We start from the raw sequence: 19,739 nt of genomic DNA on the forward strand, positions 1-19,739 counted from the left end.
CGTGAATCATAGCCGACAATGTTTATTCGGCGGCGATCTTCGTACCGGGAGCCGCATCGCGAACGCTGCCGTCCACATGGCTCTCGAACTTGGCGAAGTTCGTGATGAACATGTCGACGAGGCGGCGGGCCTGTGCGTCATAGGCTGCACCATCGGCCCAGGTCGAGCGCGGGTCGAGGATGCCGTCGTCGACGCCCGGGACCGAGACCGGAACGGCAAAGCCGAAGTTGGCATCGGTGCGCAGTTCTGCAGCGTTCAGCGAGCCGTCAAGCGCGGCCGCGAGCAGAGCGCGCGTCACCTTGATCGGCATGCGGCTGCCGGTGCCATAGGCGCCGCCGGTCCAACCGGTGTTGACGAGCCAGCAGGTGACGCCGTTCTTGGCGATCAGATCCTTCAAGAGGTTGCCGTATTCCGACGGGTGACGCGGCATGAACGGTGCGCCGAAGCAGGTCGAGAAGGTGGCTTCCGGCTCGGTGACGCCCTTTTCGGTGCCGGCGACCTTGGCGGTGTAGCCGGACAGGAAGTGGTACATCGCCTGTTCCGGCGTCAGCTTGGCGATCGGCGGCATCACGCCGAAGGCGTCGGCCGTCAGCATGATGATGGTGCGCGGCTGCGGTGCGGTGCCGGTGTCGCTGGCGTTCGGGATGAAGTCGAGCGGATAGGCGCAACGGGTATTTTCCGTCAGCGAACCGTCGTCGAAATCAGGCACGCGGCGCTCGTCGAGCACGACGTTTTCCATGACCGTGCCGAAGCGGCGGGTCGTGGCGTAGATTTCCGGCTCAGCCGCTTCCGACAGGCGGATCGCCTTCGCGTAGCAACCACCCTCGAAGTTGAAGACGCCCTGCTCGCCCCAGCCGTGCTCGTCGTCGCCGATCAGCGTGCGGGTCGGATCGGCCGAAAGCGTCGTCTTGCCGGTGCCGGAAAGGCCGAAGAAGATCGCGGTGTCGCCGGCCGGGCCGACATTTGCCGAGCAGTGCATCGGCATGACGCCCTTCTTCGGCAGCAGGTAGTTGAGGACGGTGAAGACCGACTTCTTCATCTCGCCGGCATAGGACGTGCCGCCGATAAGGATCAGGCCGTTGGTGAAATCGCAGGCGATGACCGTCTCGGTGCGGCAACCGTAGCGCTCCGGATCAGCCTTGAAGCTCGGCAGATCGATGATCGTCAGCTTCGGCAGGAAGGCGCCGAGCGCTTCGCGGGCCGGACGAATCAGCAGGTTGCGGATGAACAGCGAATGCCAAGCGTACTCGGTCACGACGCGCGTCGGCAGCGCGTTGTCGGCATCGGCGCCGCCAACCAGATCCTGCACGTAGAGCGACATGCCCTTGGCATGCTCGAGCATGTCCTTGCGCAGCAGAGCAAAATGCTCGGGCGACATCGGCTTGTTGTTGTCCCACCAGATCTGGTCGTCGGTGTTCGCATCGCGAACCACGAACTTGTCCTTCGGCGAGCGGCCGGTGTGCTGGCCGGTACGGGCAACGAGCGCACCGTGTGCCGTCAGTTCGGCCTCGCCGCGGCGAAGAGCTTCCTCATAAAGCTCTGCGGCTTCGAGGTTGTACCGAACCGTATCCAGGTCGATAAAGCCGAGTTTTTCCAAGCCGTTCGCGAGATTGCGAGTGCCGAGTTGCTCCATGGTCAAGCTTCCTTCGTGTTTGGCCATTGGCGTTGAATTTCGCCGGACCTTACTTGCATGCTCGCTCAAAAACAAGGCGACGTCAAAAAAAGAATAATGATTTCAGTATATTAATCGATTTAAAGAAAATTATCGTTTTTTTAATCGGTTGAAATCGACATCCCGAACACCGATCTGACGGGACCTATCCTATCGTTACGACAAGTGCTTTTTCGGCTTCGCCACAATTTGTTCCACCTTTATACTCACTAACGCACCCGTGACTCGCGAATGCCGGAGTTTCGGGGACGGGACCGGCACCTCAAAAGACGGAGTTGAACACGATGCAGACCATCGCGCTTGTCGATGATGACCGGAATATTCTGACGTCCGTATCCATCGCCCTGGAGGCGGAGGGCTACAAGGTCGAGACCTATACCGATGGCGCTTCCGCGCTCGAAGGCCTGCTCGCCCGGCCGCCGCAGCTTGCGATCTTCGACATCAAGATGCCGCGCATGGACGGCATGGAATTGCTGCGCCGCTTGAGGCAGAAGTCGGACCTGCCGGTAATCTTCCTTACTTCCAAGGATGAAGAGATCGACGAACTCTTCGGCCTGAAGATGGGCGCCGACGACTTCATCACCAAGCCGTTCTCGCAGCGCCTGCTGGTCGAACGCGTCAAGGCGATCCTGCGCCGCGCCGCCAACCGCGAAGCCGCGGCGGCCAACACGAACAATACCGTCAAGGCAACCGATGCGCCGTCGCGCTCGCTCGAGCGTGGGCAGCTGGTGATGGACCAGGAGCGCCACACCTGCACCTGGAAGAGCGAGCCGGTGACGCTGACGGTGACGGAATTCCTCATTCTTCACTCGCTGGCGCAGCGCCCGGGCGTGGTCAAGAGCCGCGACGCACTGATGGACGCGGCCTATGACGAACAGGTCTATGTCGACGACCGCACCATCGACAGCCACATCAAGCGGCTGCGCAAGAAGTTCAAGATGGTCGACAACGACTTCGACATGATCGAGACGCTTTACGGTGTCGGCTATCGTTTCCGGGAAAGTGCCTGAGCCCAAGGGGCTTGCCATTGCGCCCAGAGTGGCGCATTTGAAGCGGCGCGATGGTGACGGCCTCCTGTGAGGCTCGACACGATCTCCGCCGTCTTCGGATCAAAATCATGGAAGGCGGCGCAACCGGCCGGCAGCGCCGCCGCCATCGAACGATTATGAAGGACAGTCCGCGCGGGAGCGGGACATTTGGTAGAAGTCTTGCAGGGCGACATTGAAGACAATGACGGGCGTGCCCAGGCACTGAAGGGCCAGCGCCGCTGGGCGCACCCCTTCACGCTCATTCGTCGTCTCTTCGGCAATGCCGTCTTCTCGAGCCTCACCCGCCGTATCGTCTTCTTCAACCTGGTAGCGCTCGTCGTTCTGGTCGGCGGCATCATGTACCTCAACCAGTTCCGCGAGGGGCTGATCGATGCGCGCGTCGAAAGCCTTTTGACCCAGGGCGAAATCATCGCCGGCGCGATCTCGGCTTCCGCTTCCGTCGATACCAATTCGATCACCATCGATCCCGAAAAGCTGCTGGAACTGCAAGCCGGCCAGAGCATCACGCCGCTGCCGAGCGACGAGGATCTCGACTTCCCGATCATCCAGGAACGCGTCGCGCCCGTTCTGCGCCGGCTGATCTCGCCGACGCGCACCCGCGCCCGGCTGTTCGACGCGGACGCCGACCTGCTGCTCGATTCGCGCCATCTCTATAGCGGCGGCCAGGTGCTGCGCTTCGACCTGCCGCCGATCGAGCCGGAATCGACGGGCATCGGCGAAAAGCTCAACAGCTGGCTGAACAAGCTTTTGCAGCCGGGCAACCTGCCGCTCTACAAGGAACCGCCGGGTGGCAACGGCTCGATCTATCCCGAGGTCACCAATGCGCTGACGGGCGTGCGCGGCTATGTCGAACGCGTTACCGAGAAGGGCGAGCTCATCGTTTCCGTGGCGGTGCCCGTTCAGCGCTTCCGCGCCGTTCTCGGCGTGCTCCTGCTTTCGACCCAAGCCGGCGACATCGACAAGATCGTCCAGGCCGAGCGTCTCGCCATCATCCGCGTCTTCGGCGTCGCGGCCCTCGTCAACATCATCCTGTCGCTGCTTCTGTCGTCGACGATCGCCAATCCGCTGCGGCGCCTGGCTGCAGCCGCCGTGCGCGTGCGCCGCGGCGGCGCCAAGGAGCGCGAAGAAATTCCTGATTTCTCCTCGCGCCAGGACGAGATCGGCAACCTTTCGGTCGCGCTGCGTGAGATGACGACTGCGCTCTACGACCGGATCGCCGCGATCGAGAACTTTGCTGCCGACGTCAGCCACGAGCTGAAAAACCCTCTCACCTCGCTGCGCAGCGCCGTCGAGACGCTGCCTTTGGCGCGGACCGACGAATCGAAGAAGCGGCTGATGGATGTCATCCAGCACGACGTCCGGCGCCTCGACCGTCTGATCAGCGACATCTCCGACGCCTCGCGTCTCGACGCGGAACTTGCCCGCAGCGACGCCAAGACGATCGATCTGGAAAAACTTCTCGGCGACCTCGTCGATATCTCGCGCCAGGTCCGCAGCAAGAAGAAGTCGGTGCTGCTCGATTTCGTCATCGACCGAAAGGACAGCCCGAAGGCGCGCTTTGCCGTCAGCGGCTACGACCTGCGCATCGGCCAGATCATTACCAACCTGATCGAAAACGCCCGTTCCTTCGTGCCTGAGGACGGCGGGCGGATCGTCGTGCGCCTGACGCGCTCGCGCTCACGCTGCCTCGTCTATATCGAGGACAATGGTCCCGGCATCCAGGCCGAAGACATCGACCGCATTTTCGAGCGCTTCTATACCGATCGTCCGGAAGGCGAGGACTTTGGCCAGAATTCCGGCCTCGGGCTGTCGATCTCCAGGCAGATCGCCGAAGCCCATGGCGGCACGCTCAAGGCCGAGAACATCGCCGGACCGGATGGCCGTATCGCCGGCGCCCGCTTCATCCTGTCCCTTCCCGCCGAGCCGCACGCGTGACAACAGCCCGCGCCAATGTCCACGGCACTGCAATCGTGCTCGGGACGCGCGGCTTCCTGATCACCGGGCCGTCCGGCTCCGGCAAATCCAGACTGGCGCTCGCCTGCATCACGGCCGCCCGACAGGCCGGACATTTTGCAGCGCTGGTCGCCGATGACCGGGTCGATCTTGTGCTCGAACACGACCGGATCGTGGCGCGCTGCCCGCCCTCCATACACGGCCTTATCGAAATCCGCGGCGCCGGCATCGGCACGATCGAAACCGTGCCCAGCGCGGTGATGGACTGGGCCTTGCTGCCCGTCAGCGCCCCATTCGACCCGCGCCTGCCGCCTGATGACGAGACATTGCCCCTGCCACTCGGGCGAGCATTGCCGATTGTTCGCGTTCCCGTTGAAGATGGCGCACAGGTTCTCAATATTTTGCAGGCGCTCATCGCTGAAAAAATAGGTTTCTAGCCCGATTTACCGTCAGCGCGACCGGTTTTTCGGCATTTTTGGCTTGCACTTCCCCTTTTCCTTGCCAAGATGCCCTCCCCAACAGGTGGACGAAATTGCTGCATTGCGATATCTGGCCATCAGTGAATTGCGTGTGCAGTTGGAGCGAAGATACCCATGATCGGACTTGTGCTTGTCACCCATGGCAAGCTGGCTGAGGAATTTCGACATGCGCTTGAGCATGTTGTCGGTCCGCAAAAAGCTATAGAGACCGTCTGCATCGGCCCCGAGGACGACATGGACCAGCGTCGGCAGGATATCCTCGACGCGGTCACCAATGTCGACGAAGGCAACGGTGTCATCATCCTCACCGACATGTTCGGCGGGACCCCCTCCAACCTCGCCATCTCGGTGATGCGCAGCGGCACCGTCGAAGTGATCGCCGGCGTCAACCTGCCGATGCTGATCAAACTCGCCGGCGTGCGCGGCGAGAGCGACATGGACAAGGCACTGGTCGAGGCCTCGGAGGCCGGGCGGAAGTACATCAACGTCGCCAGCCGCGTCCTGAGTGGCAAATAATGGATCACCGCCCCGACATGTCGCTGACGCGCGAACTGCTGATCATCAACAAGCGAGGCCTGCATGCGCGGGCGTCAGCAAAGTTCGTGCAGACGGTCGAGGCCTATGACGCCGAGATCACCGTCTCGAAGGACGGCATGACCGTTGGCGGAACCTCGATCATGGGGCTGATGATGCTGGCCGCCAGCACCGGCTGCAGCGTTTGCGTGACCGCCAGCGGCGCGCAGGCCGAAGAGGCGCTGAATGCGCTCGACGCTCTGGTCGCCGACAAGTTCGGCGAAGAAATCTGACAGCAATATAAAGATATAAAGACTTCTTTATATCACGGTTGCTCTTCACCCTGAATCCTGATAGATCGGTCGCACTCTCACCGCGTCGTATAGGCGTGGGAGGCATAATCGCGCCGCGGAGATGGCCAAGGCCGCGCGGCTTGAAGAGATCAGCCCGGAGAACTCCATGACCACCACTCAGGACTACATTGTCGCCGACATCGGACTCGCCGATTTCGGACGCAAGGAAATTGCGATCGCCGAAACGGAAATGCCGGGCCTGATGGCCTGCCGCGAAGAGTTCGGCGCTTCGAAGCCGCTGAAGGGCGCGCGCATCACCGGCTCGCTGCACATGACCATCCAGACCGCCGTTCTGATCGAGACGCTGGTCGCACTCGGCGCCGACGTCCGCTGGGCGTCCTGCAACATCTTCTCGACCCAGGACCACGCCGCAGCCGCAATCGCCGCCAGCGGCGTTCCGGTCTTCGCCGTCAAGGGTGAAACGCTCGAAGAATACTGGACCTACACGGACAAGATCTTCCAGTGGGCCGACGGCGGCGTTTCCAACATGATCCTCGATGACGGTGGCGACGCCACCATGTACATCCTGCTCGGCGCCCGCGCCGAAGCCGGCGAGGACGTGCTTTCGAACCCGGGTTCCGAGGAAGAAGAGATCCTCGTCGCACAGATCAAGAAGCGCCTTGCCGCTTCGCCGGGCTGGTTCACCAAGCAGCGCGACGCCATCAAGGGCGTGACCGAAGAAACCACCACCGGCGTCAACCGCCTCTATCAGCTCCAGGCCAAGGGCCTGCTGCCGTTCCCGGCGATCAACGTCAACGACAGCGTCACCAAGTCGAAGTTCGACAACAAGTACGGCTGCAAGGAATCGCTGGTTGACGGCATCCGCCGCGGTACCGACGTGATGATGGCCGGCAAGGTCGCCGTTGTCTGCGGTTACGGCGACGTCGGCAAGGGTTCGGCTGCCTCGCTCTCGGGCGCCGGCGCCCGCGTCAAAGTTACGGAAATCGACCCGATCTGCGCGCTGCAGGCAGCCATGGACGGCTTCGAAGTCGTTCAGCTCGAAGACGTGGTCGCCTCGGCCGACATCTTCATCACGACGACCGGCAACAAGGACGTCATCCGCATGGACCACATGCGCGAGATGAAGGACATGGCGATCGTCGGCAACATCGGCCACTTCGACAACGAGATCCAGGTCTCGGCTCTGCGTAACCTCAAGTGGACGAACATCAAGCCGCAGGTCGACATGATCGAGTTCCCGAAGGGCAACCGCATGATCCTCCTGTCGGAAGGCCGCCTCTTGAACCTCGGCAACGCCACCGGTCACCCGTCTTTCGTGATGTCGGCCTCGTTCTCCAACCAGGTCCTGGCCCAGATCGAGCTCTTCACCAAGGGTGAGAAGTACAAGAACGAAGTCTACGTTCTGCCGAAGGCCCTCGACGAGAAGGTCGCTCGCCTGCACCTGAAGAAGCTCGGCGCCAAGCTTTCGGAACTTTCCGAAGAGCAGGCAGACTACATCGGCGTGAAGACGCAGGGCCCGTTCAAGGCTGAGCACTACCGGTACTAATCCTTACCCGGGCAATCCACAACATCTTGTGGCCGCGTTCTTGACAAGAGAGCGCGGCCGCTTTTTTGAGCGCCTCCCTTCCCGACGATTCGACGAGGAAGTATGCTCTAACCCATTGATTCGTGATGCCGGTGCGGACCTTGGGCATCGCGGATGGGATGTCTTGTCGAATAGGCGGCAAACAGACGGAGACAGACCGGGGATGCAAGCGGAACTGACGCGGACCCTTGAACAGGGCCCCGGTGGAACTGTGCAAGGCGCAGCAAGGCCGGCAGCACCCTTCGGACAGACGGGGATGGCAGCGCCATGAACAAAGACCAGACAGATTTTCCGGCCATCCGCCGCAAGGGTCCGAAATTCCTGCGCCGCCTTTTGGCCGGCACCACGCTTTTCACCGCCACGGACGCACTGGCCCAGGTTGTCCCGCAAAAGGCCGGCATCTTCGGCTCGTCGGAGGTCGTCACCTTTTCCGTGCTGATCGGCGTCATTTCCGCAGCGATGATCTCGGCCATCTGGCTGATCCGCCAGCGCGGCAACATCGAGGCGGAAAACCGCGAGCTTCGCTCCGACCTTTCCGACGCCAACCAGCGCCTCTCGCGCTACCAGGCGCTGGTCGCCGACAAGAACCGCCGGATCGTCATCTGGGACGGACTGCTTGAACGCGCCGAACTGCTCGGCCAGCTGCCGGCGGAAACCGGCGCGCCTTCCGACGATCGCGACTTCCTGGCCTTCGGCCGCTGGGTCAAGGCGCAGTCCGCCGGCGAGCTGGAAAAATCGATCGAGGCGCTGCGCACCCAGGCCCGCAGCTTCGATCTCGTCATCGAAACACAGCGCAACGAAGTGCTGGAGGCCCAGGGACGCGTTTCCGGCGGCCGCGCCTTCGTGCGCTTCATCGCGCTCAACAACATGCGGGCGGAGCTCGCCGAGCTGAAGCTCGAACACGACCGGCTCAATGCCGCGCTTCGCTCCTTCCATACGCTCCTCGACGCGATCGACCTGCCCGTCTGGCAGCGCGGCACCGACGGCGCGCTCGTCTGGGTCAACGAAGCCTATGCCGACGCCGTCGAGGCGCCCGATGTCGCCACCGCCGTCGCCGAAAAGCGCGAGCTGCTTGCGACCGTCGCGCGCGAAAAAATCCGGTCGGTCTCGACCTTCGATACGCCTTTCCACGACAAGGTCTCGACCGTCGTTCGCGGCAACCGCACCTTTTTCGATGTCGTCGACGCCCGCAGCGCTGCCGGTTCGGCCGGTATCGCAGTCGATATCTCGGGCATCGAGGCCGTGCGCGAAGAGCTCAACCGCACGCTCAAGAGCCATGCGGAAACGCTCGACCATCTGGCAACGCCCGTCGCGATCTTCGACGGCAACCAGCGTCTGCAGTTCTACAACCAGGCCTTCCAGCGCCTGTGGAACCTCGATATCGGCTTCCTCGAGCGCAAGCCCGACAACGGCGAAGTGCTCGACCGGCTGCGCGCCGGCGGCCAGCTGCCGGAACAGCTCAACTGGAAACAGTGGAAGGCGAACGCGCTGTCGGTCTACCAGGCGCTCGATACGCAGAGCGATCTCTGGCACCTGCCGAACGGACAGACGCTGCGCGTCTTTGCCACCGCCCGTCCGCAGGGTGGCGTTACCTGGGCGTTCGAGAACCTGACCGAGAAGGTCGATCTCGAAACGCGCTACAACACGCTCGTCCAGGTCCAGGGCGAAACCATCGACCATCTCGCCGAAGGTGTGGCGGTGTTCGGGCCTGACGGCCGCATCCGCCTGTCCAACCCGGCGTTCCGGGCGATCTGGGGCATCAGCGAAGCGGAAGCCAAGCCTGACACCCACATCCGGGCGATCGAGCAGGCTTGCCTTCTCTCCTACGACCGGCCGGACGGATGGAAGCGCTTCACCCACATCATCACCAGTTTCGACGACGAACGCCCCTCCAGCCGCGGCATCCTCGAACTTCGAACCGGGCTGATCCTCGACTACGCCGTCATTCCGCTGCCGAACGCCCAGACGATGCTGACGTTCGTCAACATCACAGACAGCGTCCGGGTCGAGCGCGCGCTCACCGAAAAGAACGAGGCGCTGCGCAAGGCGGACGCGTTGAAGAACGACTTCGTCCATCACGTTTCCTATGAGCTGCGCTCGCCGCTGACCAACATCATCGGTTTCGCCGATCTTTTGAAGACGCCTGCCTTCGGCGACCTCAACGAGCGCCAGGCCGAATATGTCGACCACATCGCCACCTCCTCGTCGCTGCTTCTGACGATCGTCAACGACATCCTCGATCTTGCGACCGTCGATGCAGGTATCGTCCAGCTCGACCTCTCCGACATCAGCCTCACCGACTTCCTCGACGACATCGCCCATCAGATGGCCGACCGGCTGATCGAGAGTGGCGTCACGCTCCGGATCGCAGCACCCGACAATCTCGGCCGGATGGTCGCCGATCAGCAGCGTCTGAAGCAGATCTTCGTCAAGCTGCTCACCAATGCCGCGAACTTCGCGCCCGATGGCAGCGTCATCGAACTGGCATGCCGCCGCGAGGGCAGCGACTTCATCTTCTCGGTCTCCGACAGCGGCCCCGGCATTCCGCAGGACGTGCTCGACACCGTCTTCAACCGCTTTGAAAGCCACGGCCAACGGGGCGGCGCCGGGCTCGGGCTTTCGATCGTCGAGAGCTTCGTCAGCCTGCATCACGGCACTGTCGCGATCCGCAGCAAGGAAGGCGAAGGCACCGAAGTGACCTGCCGCATTCCCTCGGCCGACGTGCCATCCACCGTCGCGGCCGAATAATGCTGGCGATCGAACGCCATCTTGCGGACGAGGCGGCAACGATCGAGCTTGGTGAAGACCTGGCGCTCGCCCTGAAACCTGGCGACTGCGTCGCCCTTTCGGGCGATCTCGGCGCCGGCAAATCCACTTTGGCACGCGCGTTTCTCAGAGCCGTCGCCGATGACGACAGCCTGGAAGTGCCGAGCCCGACCTTCACGCTGGTGCAGAGCTACGACCTGCGCATTCCCGCCGCGCATTTCGACCTTTACCGGCTGGCCGATTCCAGCGAACTCGACGAACTCGGCTTCGATGAAGCCCTTTCGCAGGGCATCTGCCTGGTCGAGTGGCCGGAACGGGCGGACGACGCCCTGCCCTCAAGCCGCATCACGCTGTCTATCACCCACGAGAAGGACGGACGGCGCGTCGAAATTTCGGCACCTGATGCCACGCTGCAGCGCATCGCCCGGACGCTGGCGATCCGCGCGTTTCTCGATACGAACGGACATTCGAAAGCGCGGCGCCGGCACCTGAGCGGCGACGCCTCGATCCGGGCCTATGAGCGCATTTACCCGGCGGACGGTTCCGTTAGCCGGATTCTGATGGATTCGCCGCGGCACAAGCCAGGCCCGATCCTTCAGGACGGAAAGTACTATCAGCAGCTGGCGCACATCGCCGAGGATGTCGTTCCCTTCGTCGCCGTCGATCAGATGCTCATTGCCCGCGGCTTTGCAGCGCCTGAAATCTTCGCCCGCGATCTCGACCAGGGCATCCTCCTGATCGAAGACCTCGGCTCGGACGGCGTTCTCGATGCGGACGGAGAACCGATCGACGAACGCTACATCGAGAGCGCACGGCTGCTTGCCCGCCTGCACGCGGAACGGTCCGAGGCCGAGATCAGCGTCGAGCCGACTGTGATCCACCGCATTCCGGACTTCGACCGGACGGCGATGAAGATCGAGACACGGCTCCTGACCGACTGGTATCTGCCCTGGAAACGTGGCGCGCCGGCAAGCGACGACGAGAAGCGCGAATACGGAGAGATCTGGGACGGCCTGATCGACCTCCTGCAGACATCCGAAACGAACCTGCTGCTGCGCGATTTCCACTCTCCAAACATCATTTGGCGTGGCGACCGCGAAGGCCTGGACCGGATCGGTCTCATCGACTTCCAGGACGCAATGATCGGCCCGACCGCCTATGATGTCGCGTCCCTGGTGCAGGATGCCCGCGTCACCATCGCGCCTTCGCTCGCAAGCCGGATGATGGAGATCTATCTCGCCGAACGGCGCGCCAGCGGCAGTTTCGACGAGGCAACGTTCCTGCGCGACTGGCACCTGATGTCGGCACAGCGCAACTGCAAACTCGTCGGCATCTGGGTGCGGCTGATGCAGCGCGACGGCAAGCCCGGCTACATGAAACACATGCCGCGCACTTTCGCCTATCTTCAGGCGGCGCTTTCACATGAATCGCTGAAACCCTTGCACGACTGGTGTATGAAGACCGGAATCCTCGTTTCCGAATCAGCGAACTGACAGAGAATCAATGTCGATCAGCAATGCGATGGTGCTCGCCGCGGGCCTCGGCACCCGTCTTCGTCCGATCACCAACACGATGCCGAAGCCGCTCGTCGAGATCGCCGGCAAGCCGATGATCGACTACGTCCTGGACCTCCTGGTGGAGGCCGGTGTCAGCACGGCCGCGGTCAATGTTCACCATTTCGCCGACCAGATGGAAGACCATCTCAGCCGACGCAGTGCCCCGGAGATCGTGATCTCGGACGAGCGCGAGGCACTGATGAATTCCGGCGGCGGTCTCGCCAAGGGGCTGAAACTGCTGCCGGAAGGTCCGGTTCTGGTGATGAATGCCGATCTCTTCTGGGTCGGCGAGCCCAAGGGCAAGCCCAGCAACCTGACGCGCCTCGCCGCCGCCTTCGACGCGGAGCGCATGGATATGCTGCTCCTGTGCGTGCGCGACGAGGATACGACCGGCCACAACGGCAAGCGGGATTTCTCGCTGGGTGACGACGGCAAGCTCACGCGTTACGCCGAAGGCCTGCCGAACCCGGTCGTCTATGCCGGCGCAATCGCGCTTCATTCCCGGCTCTTTGCCGACGCGCCCGACGACGCCTTCAATCTCAACATCTATTTCGATCGCGCCGCCGAAGAGGGCCGTCTTTACGGCCTGCTGCTCGACGGTCACTGGATGACGGTCGGAACACCCGAGGCAATCGGCGAAGCGGAGGCGGCGATCCGCCGCCACCAGCCGGAGGGATGAGCGTGCGTGGCCGCCGGTCCAACGTCTTCACGATCCCGCCGGGTCTCCCCTTCCTGAAGACGCTCGCCGAAAAGCTTTGTGACGGTAGCCTGACCCCGGACTTCCGCTACGACCCGGCCGATCCCCTGCCGCTCGCGGGCGTGACGATCTTCGTGCCGACGCGGCGCTCGGCCCGTGTGCTCCGGTCCGAGTTCGTCGACCTGCTCGGCGGCCGCTCCACCATCCTGCCCACCATCAAGGCGCTCGGCGAGACCGAAGACGACAGCGGATTCTTCGATGCCGAGGTGCCGGCGATCCTCGATCTGGCTCCGCCCCTTCCCGGCACCGCACGCCTGATCGAGCTTGGCCGGCTGATCCTCGCCTGGCGCAACCGGCTGCCGAAGGTGGTGCTAGACATCCATGCGGAGAGCCCGCTGATAGCACCGGCAAGTCCCGCCGATGCGATCTGGCTTGCGCGCAACCTTGCCGACCTCATCGATGCGATGGAGACGGAAGAGCTCAACTGGGACAAGCTCGACAAACTCGATGCCGGCGAACACGCGCTCTGGTGGCAGCTGACGCTCGAATTCCTGAAGATCGCCCGTAGCTACTGGCCGGAGCGGCTCGAGGAGTTGAAACAATCCTCGCCCGCGCGCCACCGCAACGCCATCCTGCAGGCCGAGACGCAGCGCATCGCCGGCGGCAAGATCGAGGGACCGATCATCATTGCCGGCTCGACCGGCTCCATTCCCGCAACGGCAGCGCTTATTGCCGCCGTGCAGAAGCTGCCCAATGGCACGATCGTACTGCCTGGCCTCGACCAGACGATGAGCGAGGCCGAATGGGACATGATCGTCGCTGATGCCGCCCTTGACGGCAGGCCGGACCCGGCAAGCCGCAGCCACCCGCAATACGGCTTCTACCGGCTGCTGAAGCGCATGGCCGTTCTGCGGCCCGACGTAATCACCTTGGCCAGCGCCGAGGCTGATCTCGACGTCCGCGCCGAGATCCTGTCGCACGCACTTCTGCCGGCCAAGGCGACCAATGCCTGGACCGAGATGCGCAGCGAACTGGATCCGGTGTTGCTGCAGAGGGCTTTCGAGGATGCAGCGCTCATCGAAACCGCCAACGAGCGCGAGGAAGCGGCCGCGGTCGCGGTCGCCTTGCGGCTCGCGCTCGAAGGCAGCGACGAGAGCCAGGCGGCGCTGATCACGCCCGACCGCAACCTCGCACGGCGGGTCGGCGCCGAGCTTGCCCGCTTCGGCATCGAGGCCGACGATTCCGCCGGCACGCCTCTTACCGCGACGCCACAGGGCAGCCTGCTGCGGCTGCTGCTGGAAGCCTGCCTGCGCCCCGGCGATCCCGTGCCCTTCGTCGCGCTGCTCAAGCATCCGCTGGCGCGCTTCGGGCTTTCCCGCGACAGCATGCGCGAAGGGGCCGACGCGCTGGAACGCATGGCACTGCGCGGCAGCACCGCGACAATCGATCTGCTGGCCCTCGAAGCTGTGCTCGACGTGGCGATCGTCCAGCACAAGGCCGATCGCCACCCGCCCGAATGGCGCATCGGCATCGGTGATGACGCGCTTCAGGCCGCCCGCGACGTGGCGGCGAAGATCAGTCTCGCGGTCGCACCGCTTGCTTCCGCGCTGACGCGCAGCCGGGACGGCAGCCGCGTGTTCTCGGACGAGTTCAGCTTTGCCGACTGGGCGATGCGCACCGGCGAGGCCCTGGAAGCAGCCTGCGCCGATGAGCGCGGCGACCTCGGTGGGCTCTGGTCCGGCGAGGCCGCCGATACGCTCGCAACCCTCCTTCGCGGCATCATCGAAACCGACGGCCAGATGACTGCGGACGGGCCGCAATGGTGCGATGTCGTCGAGGCACTGTCGGCAAGCGCCTCGGTCAAACCGCGCTCCATGCGCCATCCGCGGGTGTTCATCTTCGGCGCGCTGGAATCGCGCCTGCAGAGCATGGACCTGGTGGTTCTCGGCGGCCTGAACGAGGGCAACTGGCCGGGCCAGACCGCAAACGATCCCTTCCTTTCGCGCACCATGAAGACCGGCATCGGTCTCGAGCCGCCGGAACGACGCATCGGCCAGCTTGCGCACGACTTCCAGATGGCCTGCGGCACAAGGCGGCTGATCTTCACCCGCTCGATGCGCCAGGGCGCTGCACCGACCGTCGCCTCGCGCTGGCTGCAGCGGCTGCTGGCGCTCGGCGGCGAGCGGCTGACGCAAGTGCTGCACGCCAACGGCGCCGACTATCTCGCCTGGGCCCGCATGCTGGACGATGGCAGCCGCCAGCCGCTGGCCGAGCGCCCCGCCCCCAAACCACCGGCAGACCTGCAGCCGCGCAAATACTCCTTCAGCGAAGTGTCGCGGCTGCGGCGCGACCCCTATGCGATCTATGCGCGACGCATTCTTCGGCTGCACCCGCTGCTGCCATTCAACAGCGACCCCGGTCCGGCCGAGCGCGGCACGCTCTACCACCAGATCGTCGAGCGTTTCGTGCGCTCCGGCGTCGATCTGATGTCACCGTCGGCCGAAGACGTCATGCACCGGCTGCTGAACGAGGCTTTTAACGAGGCGCGACTGCCCACCCATATCGACACGATCTGGCGTCCACGCTTCGCGGCCGTCGGTTTGGCCTTCATCAAATGGGAGCGCGAACGCGCACGCTTCATCCGCCGATCGCGCACCGAAGTCGCGGCATCGATGGAGCTCGGCGTCGCCGACATGCGGCTGACCGGCATTGCCGACCGGCTCGATACGCTGACCGACGGCAGCGTCGAGATCATCGACTACAAGACCGGCTCCAGCCCATCGACCAAGGAAGCGCGCGTGCTGCTCGACCCGCAGTTGGCGCTGGAAGCGGCCGCGCTCAAGGCCGGCGCCTTCAAGGACATGCCGCCCAGCCATCCGCAGTCGCTGCTCTATGTCCGGCTCAAGCCCGGTGCGCGCTTCAAATCGGAAGCGGTCAACAACGAAGGCAGCAAGTCGAAGGAGACGAAGTCGGCCGACCAACTTGCAGACGAGTCGCTTGCCGAACTCAGGAAGCTGCTGGCTGCGCTGCTCTCCGGAAAACATGGCTTTGCCTCGCGCGTGATTGTTCAAAAGGAGCGCGATTACGGCGGCGAATACGACCATTTGGCGCGCGTGGCCGAATGGTCGACGGCCGACAGCGAAGAGGAGGATGGCGATGAGGGATGACAGCCTCGGCCCCGAGCAGGCGACGCCTCAGGGCTGGCTCGACTGGACCTCGCGACGGCAGTCGCTGGCCTCGGACCCGGACCGCTCCGCCTGGGTGTCGGCCAATGCCGGCTCCGGCAAGACCCATGTGCTGACCCAGCGGGTGATCCGGCTGCTGCTTGCCGGCTGCCGCCCCTCGGCGATCCTCTGCCTCACCTATACCAAGGCGGCGGCGTCCGAAATGTCGAACCGCGTCTTCGAGCGGCTGGCTGAATGGGTAACGCTCGACGACGCGACGCTGGAAAAGCGGATCGAGGCGATCGAGGGCGAACGGCCCGGGCGTTTGAAGCTGCAGGAGGCGCGGCGTCTGTTCGCCCGCGCGCTGGAGACCCCGGGCGGCCTGAAGATCCAGACGATCCACGCCTTTTGCGAGGCGCTGCTGCACCAGTTCCCGCTGGAGGCCAATGTCGCCGGCCATTTCTCGGTACTCGACGATCGCGCGGCTGCGGTTCTGTTGGCCGATGCGCGCCGGCTGCTGCTGACCGCGACCGCGGCCAAGGACGATCCGGCCCTTGCCCACGCCTTTGCCACCGTGCTCGACATCGCCGACGACACCGGCCTGGAAAAACTGCTGGCCGCGATCGTCGGAAACCGAACTGCGATCCAGGCTTTCCTCGAACACGCCGACGGGCTCGGCGGTACCGAGGCCGAGCTGCGCCGGGCGTTGAAGCTAGTCCCGGGGGAAAGCGCCGACAGCGCCATGGCGACGATCTGGCCCTTGGCGGGTCTGAACGGCGCGGCGCTCGAACGGTACTTCTCGCTCGCCGCCAGCGTCGGCGGCACGAAGGTACTCGACTTCGCGGAGGGACTGCGGACCGTTTCGAAGATGACGGACCTCAGCGCACGCTATGACGGCCTGCGTCATCTGTTCTTCACCGGCACCGGCAAGCCGCGGGCGCAATCCGCCTTCCTCAACAAGGCGATGCAGCAGGCAGCCCCCGATCTCATCGACCTCGTGGACGAGGCCTACCGCCATGTCGTCGCCTGCATCGATCACATCAGCATCCTCCGCATGTTCGAGGCGACGCTGGCGGCGTTGACGCTCGCCGAGCGGTTGAATGCCGACTATGAGGAACTGAAGCGGCGGCGCAGCCAGCTCGACTTCGAGGACCTGATCAACCGGACGGCAGCGCTCTTTGCCCGCGGCGATGTCAGCGCCTGGGTGCACTACAAGCTCGATCAGGGCATCGACCATATCCTCGTCGACGAAGCGCAGGACACCAGCCCGGCGCAGTGGACGATCATCCAAGCACTGGCTTCGGATTTCTTCTCGGGCGAGAGCGCACGCGGTGCGGCCCGCACGATGTTTGCCGTCGGTGACGAGAAACAGTCGATCTACTCGTTCCAGGGTGCGCGTCCGGAGCGGTTTTCGCGCGAGAGCCAGGAGACCGAACGCAGGGTGCGCGACGGCGGCAAGGCTTTCGAGCCCATCCGCCTGCAGCTCTCCTTCCGCTCGACCGTCGACGTGCTTTCGGCCGTCGACGCCGTCTTTGCCAATCCGGCGCATTCGCGAGGCCTCAGCGCCCGCAGCGAGCCGGTGGTGCATGCTTCGAACCGCATCGGTCATCCCGGCGCCGTCGACATCTGGGACGTGATCGCCGCCGAACCGGTGGATACGGACGAGGAATGGACCGCCGCCTTCGACGCGACACCGGAGAGCGCGCCGGTCAATATCCTCGCCCGGCGGATCGCGGCCACGCTGGAAAGCTGGATCGGCAAGGAGACGATCGTCGAGAAGGGTGTTCGCCGGCCCATGCGGCCGGGCGACGTCATCGTGCTGGTTCGCAAACGCGACGCCTTTGTCAACGCGCTGACGAGAGCGCTCAAGCGCCGCAACAACATTCCCGTCGCCGGCGCCGACCGGTTGGTGCTCACCAAGCATATTGCCGTGCAGGACCTGCTCGCCCTCGGGCGGTTCGTGCTTTTGCCGCAGGACGACCTGTCGCTGGCCGCGCTGATGAAAAGCCCGCTGTTCAACCTCGGCGAGGACGCGCTGTTCGAACTCGCGGCCCGGCGCGGCGAGGGCGAAAGCCTCTGGCAGCGGCTGCAGCACGAAGCCGATGACGGCATCCTGTTTCACCAGACGGCGCGAACGCTGAAATCCTACATGGCGCTCGCCAACCAACTAGCGCCGCATGATTTTTACGCCCGCGTCCTCGGCGTGCATGGCGGCCGCGCCGCCTTTCTCGCGCGCCTCGGCACCGAGGTCAGCGACATTCTCGACGAGTTCCTCACCTTCGCACTCGACCAGGAGCGGAGCGGCCTGCCCGGCCTGCAAGCCTTCGTCTCGACGCTGGAAATGGAAGCACCGACGGTCAAGCGCGAGCAGGACAAGGAACGCGACGAAGTCCGGATCATGACGGTGCACGCGGCCAAGGGCCTGGAAGCGCCAGTCGTCTTCCTTGCCGATGGCGGCGGCGCGGCGTTCAGCAACCAGCATGTGCCTTCGCTCCGCTTCCTCGAACTCGCACAAAGGGACGGCAGCGTCCTGCCGCTTCCGGTGTGGCGCGCGCCGGGCGCGGAATCGAACTCGCTCATCACTGCCGACGGCGAGCGGCTGAAGACGCTGGCCGAGGAGGAATATCGTCGCCTGCTCTATGTCGGCATGACCCGCGCCGCCGACCGCCTGATTGTCTGCGGTTATCGCGGCCAGCGGGCCGTTGCCGATACATGGCATGCCATGGTTCAGGCGAGCCTTGCCGGAGATGAAAGCGGTCGCGGCCACCCGACCAGCTTCCATGCCGGCGGCGAGGAATGGTCCGGCCATGCCTGGCGCGACAAACAGCTCGAGCGCGATCTGCCCTCCGGCGATGCGCGCTCGGCCGATTCCGGCCGCACCGTAACCACGCTGCCGAAGGCGCTTTCGACGCCGTTGCCGCCGCAAAAGCGGCTGCCGCGCCCGCTCACCCCTTCCGGCGTCGGCATTGCGGTCGACGAGGATGACGGCGATGCGCTCGTCGGTTCGGCTCTTTTCTCGGAAAAGGCGCCGGCAAATCTCTCAATGCTGCGGGGCGCCATCCTGCACCGCCTGCTGCAGGTTCTGCCCTCGATGGCGGAAGACGATCGCCGGGCCGCGGCCGAACGCTATCTCGAACGATCCGTGCCCAGCTGGCCGCCGGCACAGCGCGCCGCACTGATCGCCAGCATCGAAACGGTGCTCGCCCATCCGGATCTCGGCGCAGTGTTCTCGGCGAGCAGCCGGGCCGAAGTTTCGGTCATGGGCACGCTGACGCTCGGCAAGCGCGAGCACGCGGTTTCCGGCCGGATCGACCGGCTGGCCGTCGGCGACGGCGTCGTGACGATTGCCGACTTCAAGACCAACCGGCAGGTGCCGACATCGCCCGGCGACATTCCCTTCGCCTACACGGCGCAGCTTGCAATCTACCGCGCCCTCCTGCAGCCGCTTTATCCGGCGCATGCGTTTCGATGCGTGCTGATCTTCACCGAGGGGCCGGCAATCCACGTCGTTCCCAATCAAGCGCTCGACAGGAGCCTTGAAGACCTCGCGACAAAGTGAGATACCCGATATTGAAAATCCAGCGGTGCCTTCTCACATGAGACACAACATCTGGATACTGACATTCCGAACGCAAGGAGCAGCCTATGGCTACTGTAAAGGTCGATACGTCCAATTTTCAGCAGGAAGTGCTGAACTCCGCCGAGCCGGTGGTTGTCGATTTCTGGGCTGAATGGTGCGGCCCGTGCAAGATGATCGCGCCGAGCCTCGAGGAAATCTCGAACGAACTCGCCGGCAAGGTCAAGGTTGCCAAGCTCAACATCGACGAAAACCCGGAACTGGCCGCCCAGTACGGCGTTCGCTCGATCCCGACGCTCGCCATGTTCAAGGCCGGCGAAGTGGCCGACATCAAGGTTGGCGCCGCTCCGAAGACGGCTCTGTCCTCGTGGATCTCCACGGCGGTTGCATAAGGCGGATTCACCGCTGAGAATA

At 64.1% G+C, this 19,739-nt stretch carries 13 protein-coding genes; 12 read left to right on the forward strand and 1 reads right to left on the reverse strand.

All coding sequences use genetic code 11. From position 1 onward, the window contains the following. Positions 1–22: 22 nt before the first annotated feature. Positions 23–1,633, reverse strand: coding sequence for a phosphoenolpyruvate carboxykinase (locus OKW20_RS23305; protein ID WP_429175922.1), 1,611 nt, complete (start codon positions 1,631–1,633; stop codon positions 23–25). Positions 1,634–1,956: 323 nt separating this feature from the next. Between OKW20_RS23305 and chvI the strand changes: the two genes are divergently transcribed. The 12 genes from chvI (at position 1,957) to trxA (ending at position 19,717) form a co-directional block, all read left to right on the forward strand. Further along, positions 1,957–2,682, forward strand: a complete 726-nt coding sequence (chvI, locus tag OKW20_RS23310; protein ID WP_043626797.1) for a two-component system response regulator ChvI — start codon at positions 1,957–1,959, stop codon at positions 2,680–2,682. Between the two features lie 240 nt (positions 2,683–2,922). Continuing rightward, on the forward strand, positions 2,923–4,656 hold the full coding sequence (locus OKW20_RS23315; RefSeq protein WP_246765060.1) for a sensor histidine kinase: 1,734 nt from the start codon (positions 2,923–2,925) through the stop codon (positions 4,654–4,656). Further along, positions 4,653–5,111, forward strand: a complete 459-nt coding sequence (locus OKW20_RS23320; protein ID WP_429175924.1) for an HPr kinase/phosphorylase — start codon at positions 4,653–4,655, stop codon at positions 5,109–5,111. The genes OKW20_RS23315 and OKW20_RS23320 overlap by 4 nt, the downstream gene beginning before the upstream one ends. A 156-nt stretch (positions 5,112–5,267) precedes the next feature. Then, positions 5,268–5,669, forward strand: coding sequence for a PTS sugar transporter subunit IIA (locus OKW20_RS23325; RefSeq protein WP_034801684.1), 402 nt, complete (start codon positions 5,268–5,270; stop codon positions 5,667–5,669). After that, positions 5,669–5,959: an HPr family phosphocarrier protein gene (locus tag OKW20_RS23330; protein ID WP_043624332.1), complete on the forward strand. Its 291-nt coding sequence runs from the start codon at positions 5,669–5,671 to the stop codon at positions 5,957–5,959. The genes OKW20_RS23325 and OKW20_RS23330 overlap by 1 nt, the downstream gene beginning before the upstream one ends. Positions 5,960–6,125: 166 nt before the next feature. Beyond that, positions 6,126–7,526, forward strand: coding sequence for an adenosylhomocysteinase (ahcY, locus tag OKW20_RS23335; RefSeq protein WP_429175928.1), 1,401 nt, complete (start codon positions 6,126–6,128; stop codon positions 7,524–7,526). A 306-nt stretch (positions 7,527–7,832) separates the two neighbouring features. After that, positions 7,833–10,313 carry an ATP-binding protein gene (locus tag OKW20_RS23340; RefSeq protein WP_429175930.1) on the forward strand — a complete coding sequence of 827 codons (2,481 nt, stop codon included), beginning with the start codon at positions 7,833–7,835 and terminating at the stop codon, positions 10,311–10,313. Further along, a complete protein-coding gene (gene tsaE / locus OKW20_RS23345; protein WP_429175931.1) occupies positions 10,313–11,824 on the forward strand; it encodes a tRNA (adenosine(37)-N6)-threonylcarbamoyltransferase complex ATPase subunit type 1 TsaE in 1,512 nt (503 codons plus the stop codon). The genes OKW20_RS23340 and tsaE overlap by 1 nt, the downstream gene beginning before the upstream one ends. Positions 11,825–11,834: 10 nt before the next feature. Continuing rightward, positions 11,835–12,566: a nucleotidyltransferase family protein gene (locus OKW20_RS23350; RefSeq protein WP_429175933.1), complete on the forward strand. Its 732-nt coding sequence runs from the start codon at positions 11,835–11,837 to the stop codon at positions 12,564–12,566. After that, a complete protein-coding gene (gene addB / locus OKW20_RS23355) occupies positions 12,563–15,751 on the forward strand; it encodes a double-strand break repair protein AddB (RefSeq protein ID WP_429175934.1) in 3,189 nt (1,062 codons plus the stop codon). Before OKW20_RS23350 ends, addB begins: the two co-directional genes overlap by 4 nt. Next, on the forward strand, positions 15,741–19,307 hold the full coding sequence (gene addA, locus OKW20_RS23360) for a double-strand break repair helicase AddA (protein ID WP_429175935.1): 3,567 nt from the start codon (positions 15,741–15,743) through the stop codon (positions 19,305–19,307). Before addB ends, addA begins: the two co-directional genes overlap by 11 nt. 86 nt (positions 19,308–19,393) lie before the next feature. Beyond that, positions 19,394–19,717, forward strand: a complete 324-nt coding sequence (gene trxA / locus OKW20_RS23365) for a thioredoxin (RefSeq protein WP_034801674.1) — start codon at positions 19,394–19,396, stop codon at positions 19,715–19,717. The last annotated feature ends 22 nt before the right edge of the window (positions 19,718–19,739 follow it).

The sequence above is a fragment of the Ensifer sp. LBL genome (assembly GCF_050435225.1).
Taxonomy (GTDB): domain Bacteria; phylum Pseudomonadota; class Alphaproteobacteria; order Rhizobiales; family Rhizobiaceae; genus Ensifer.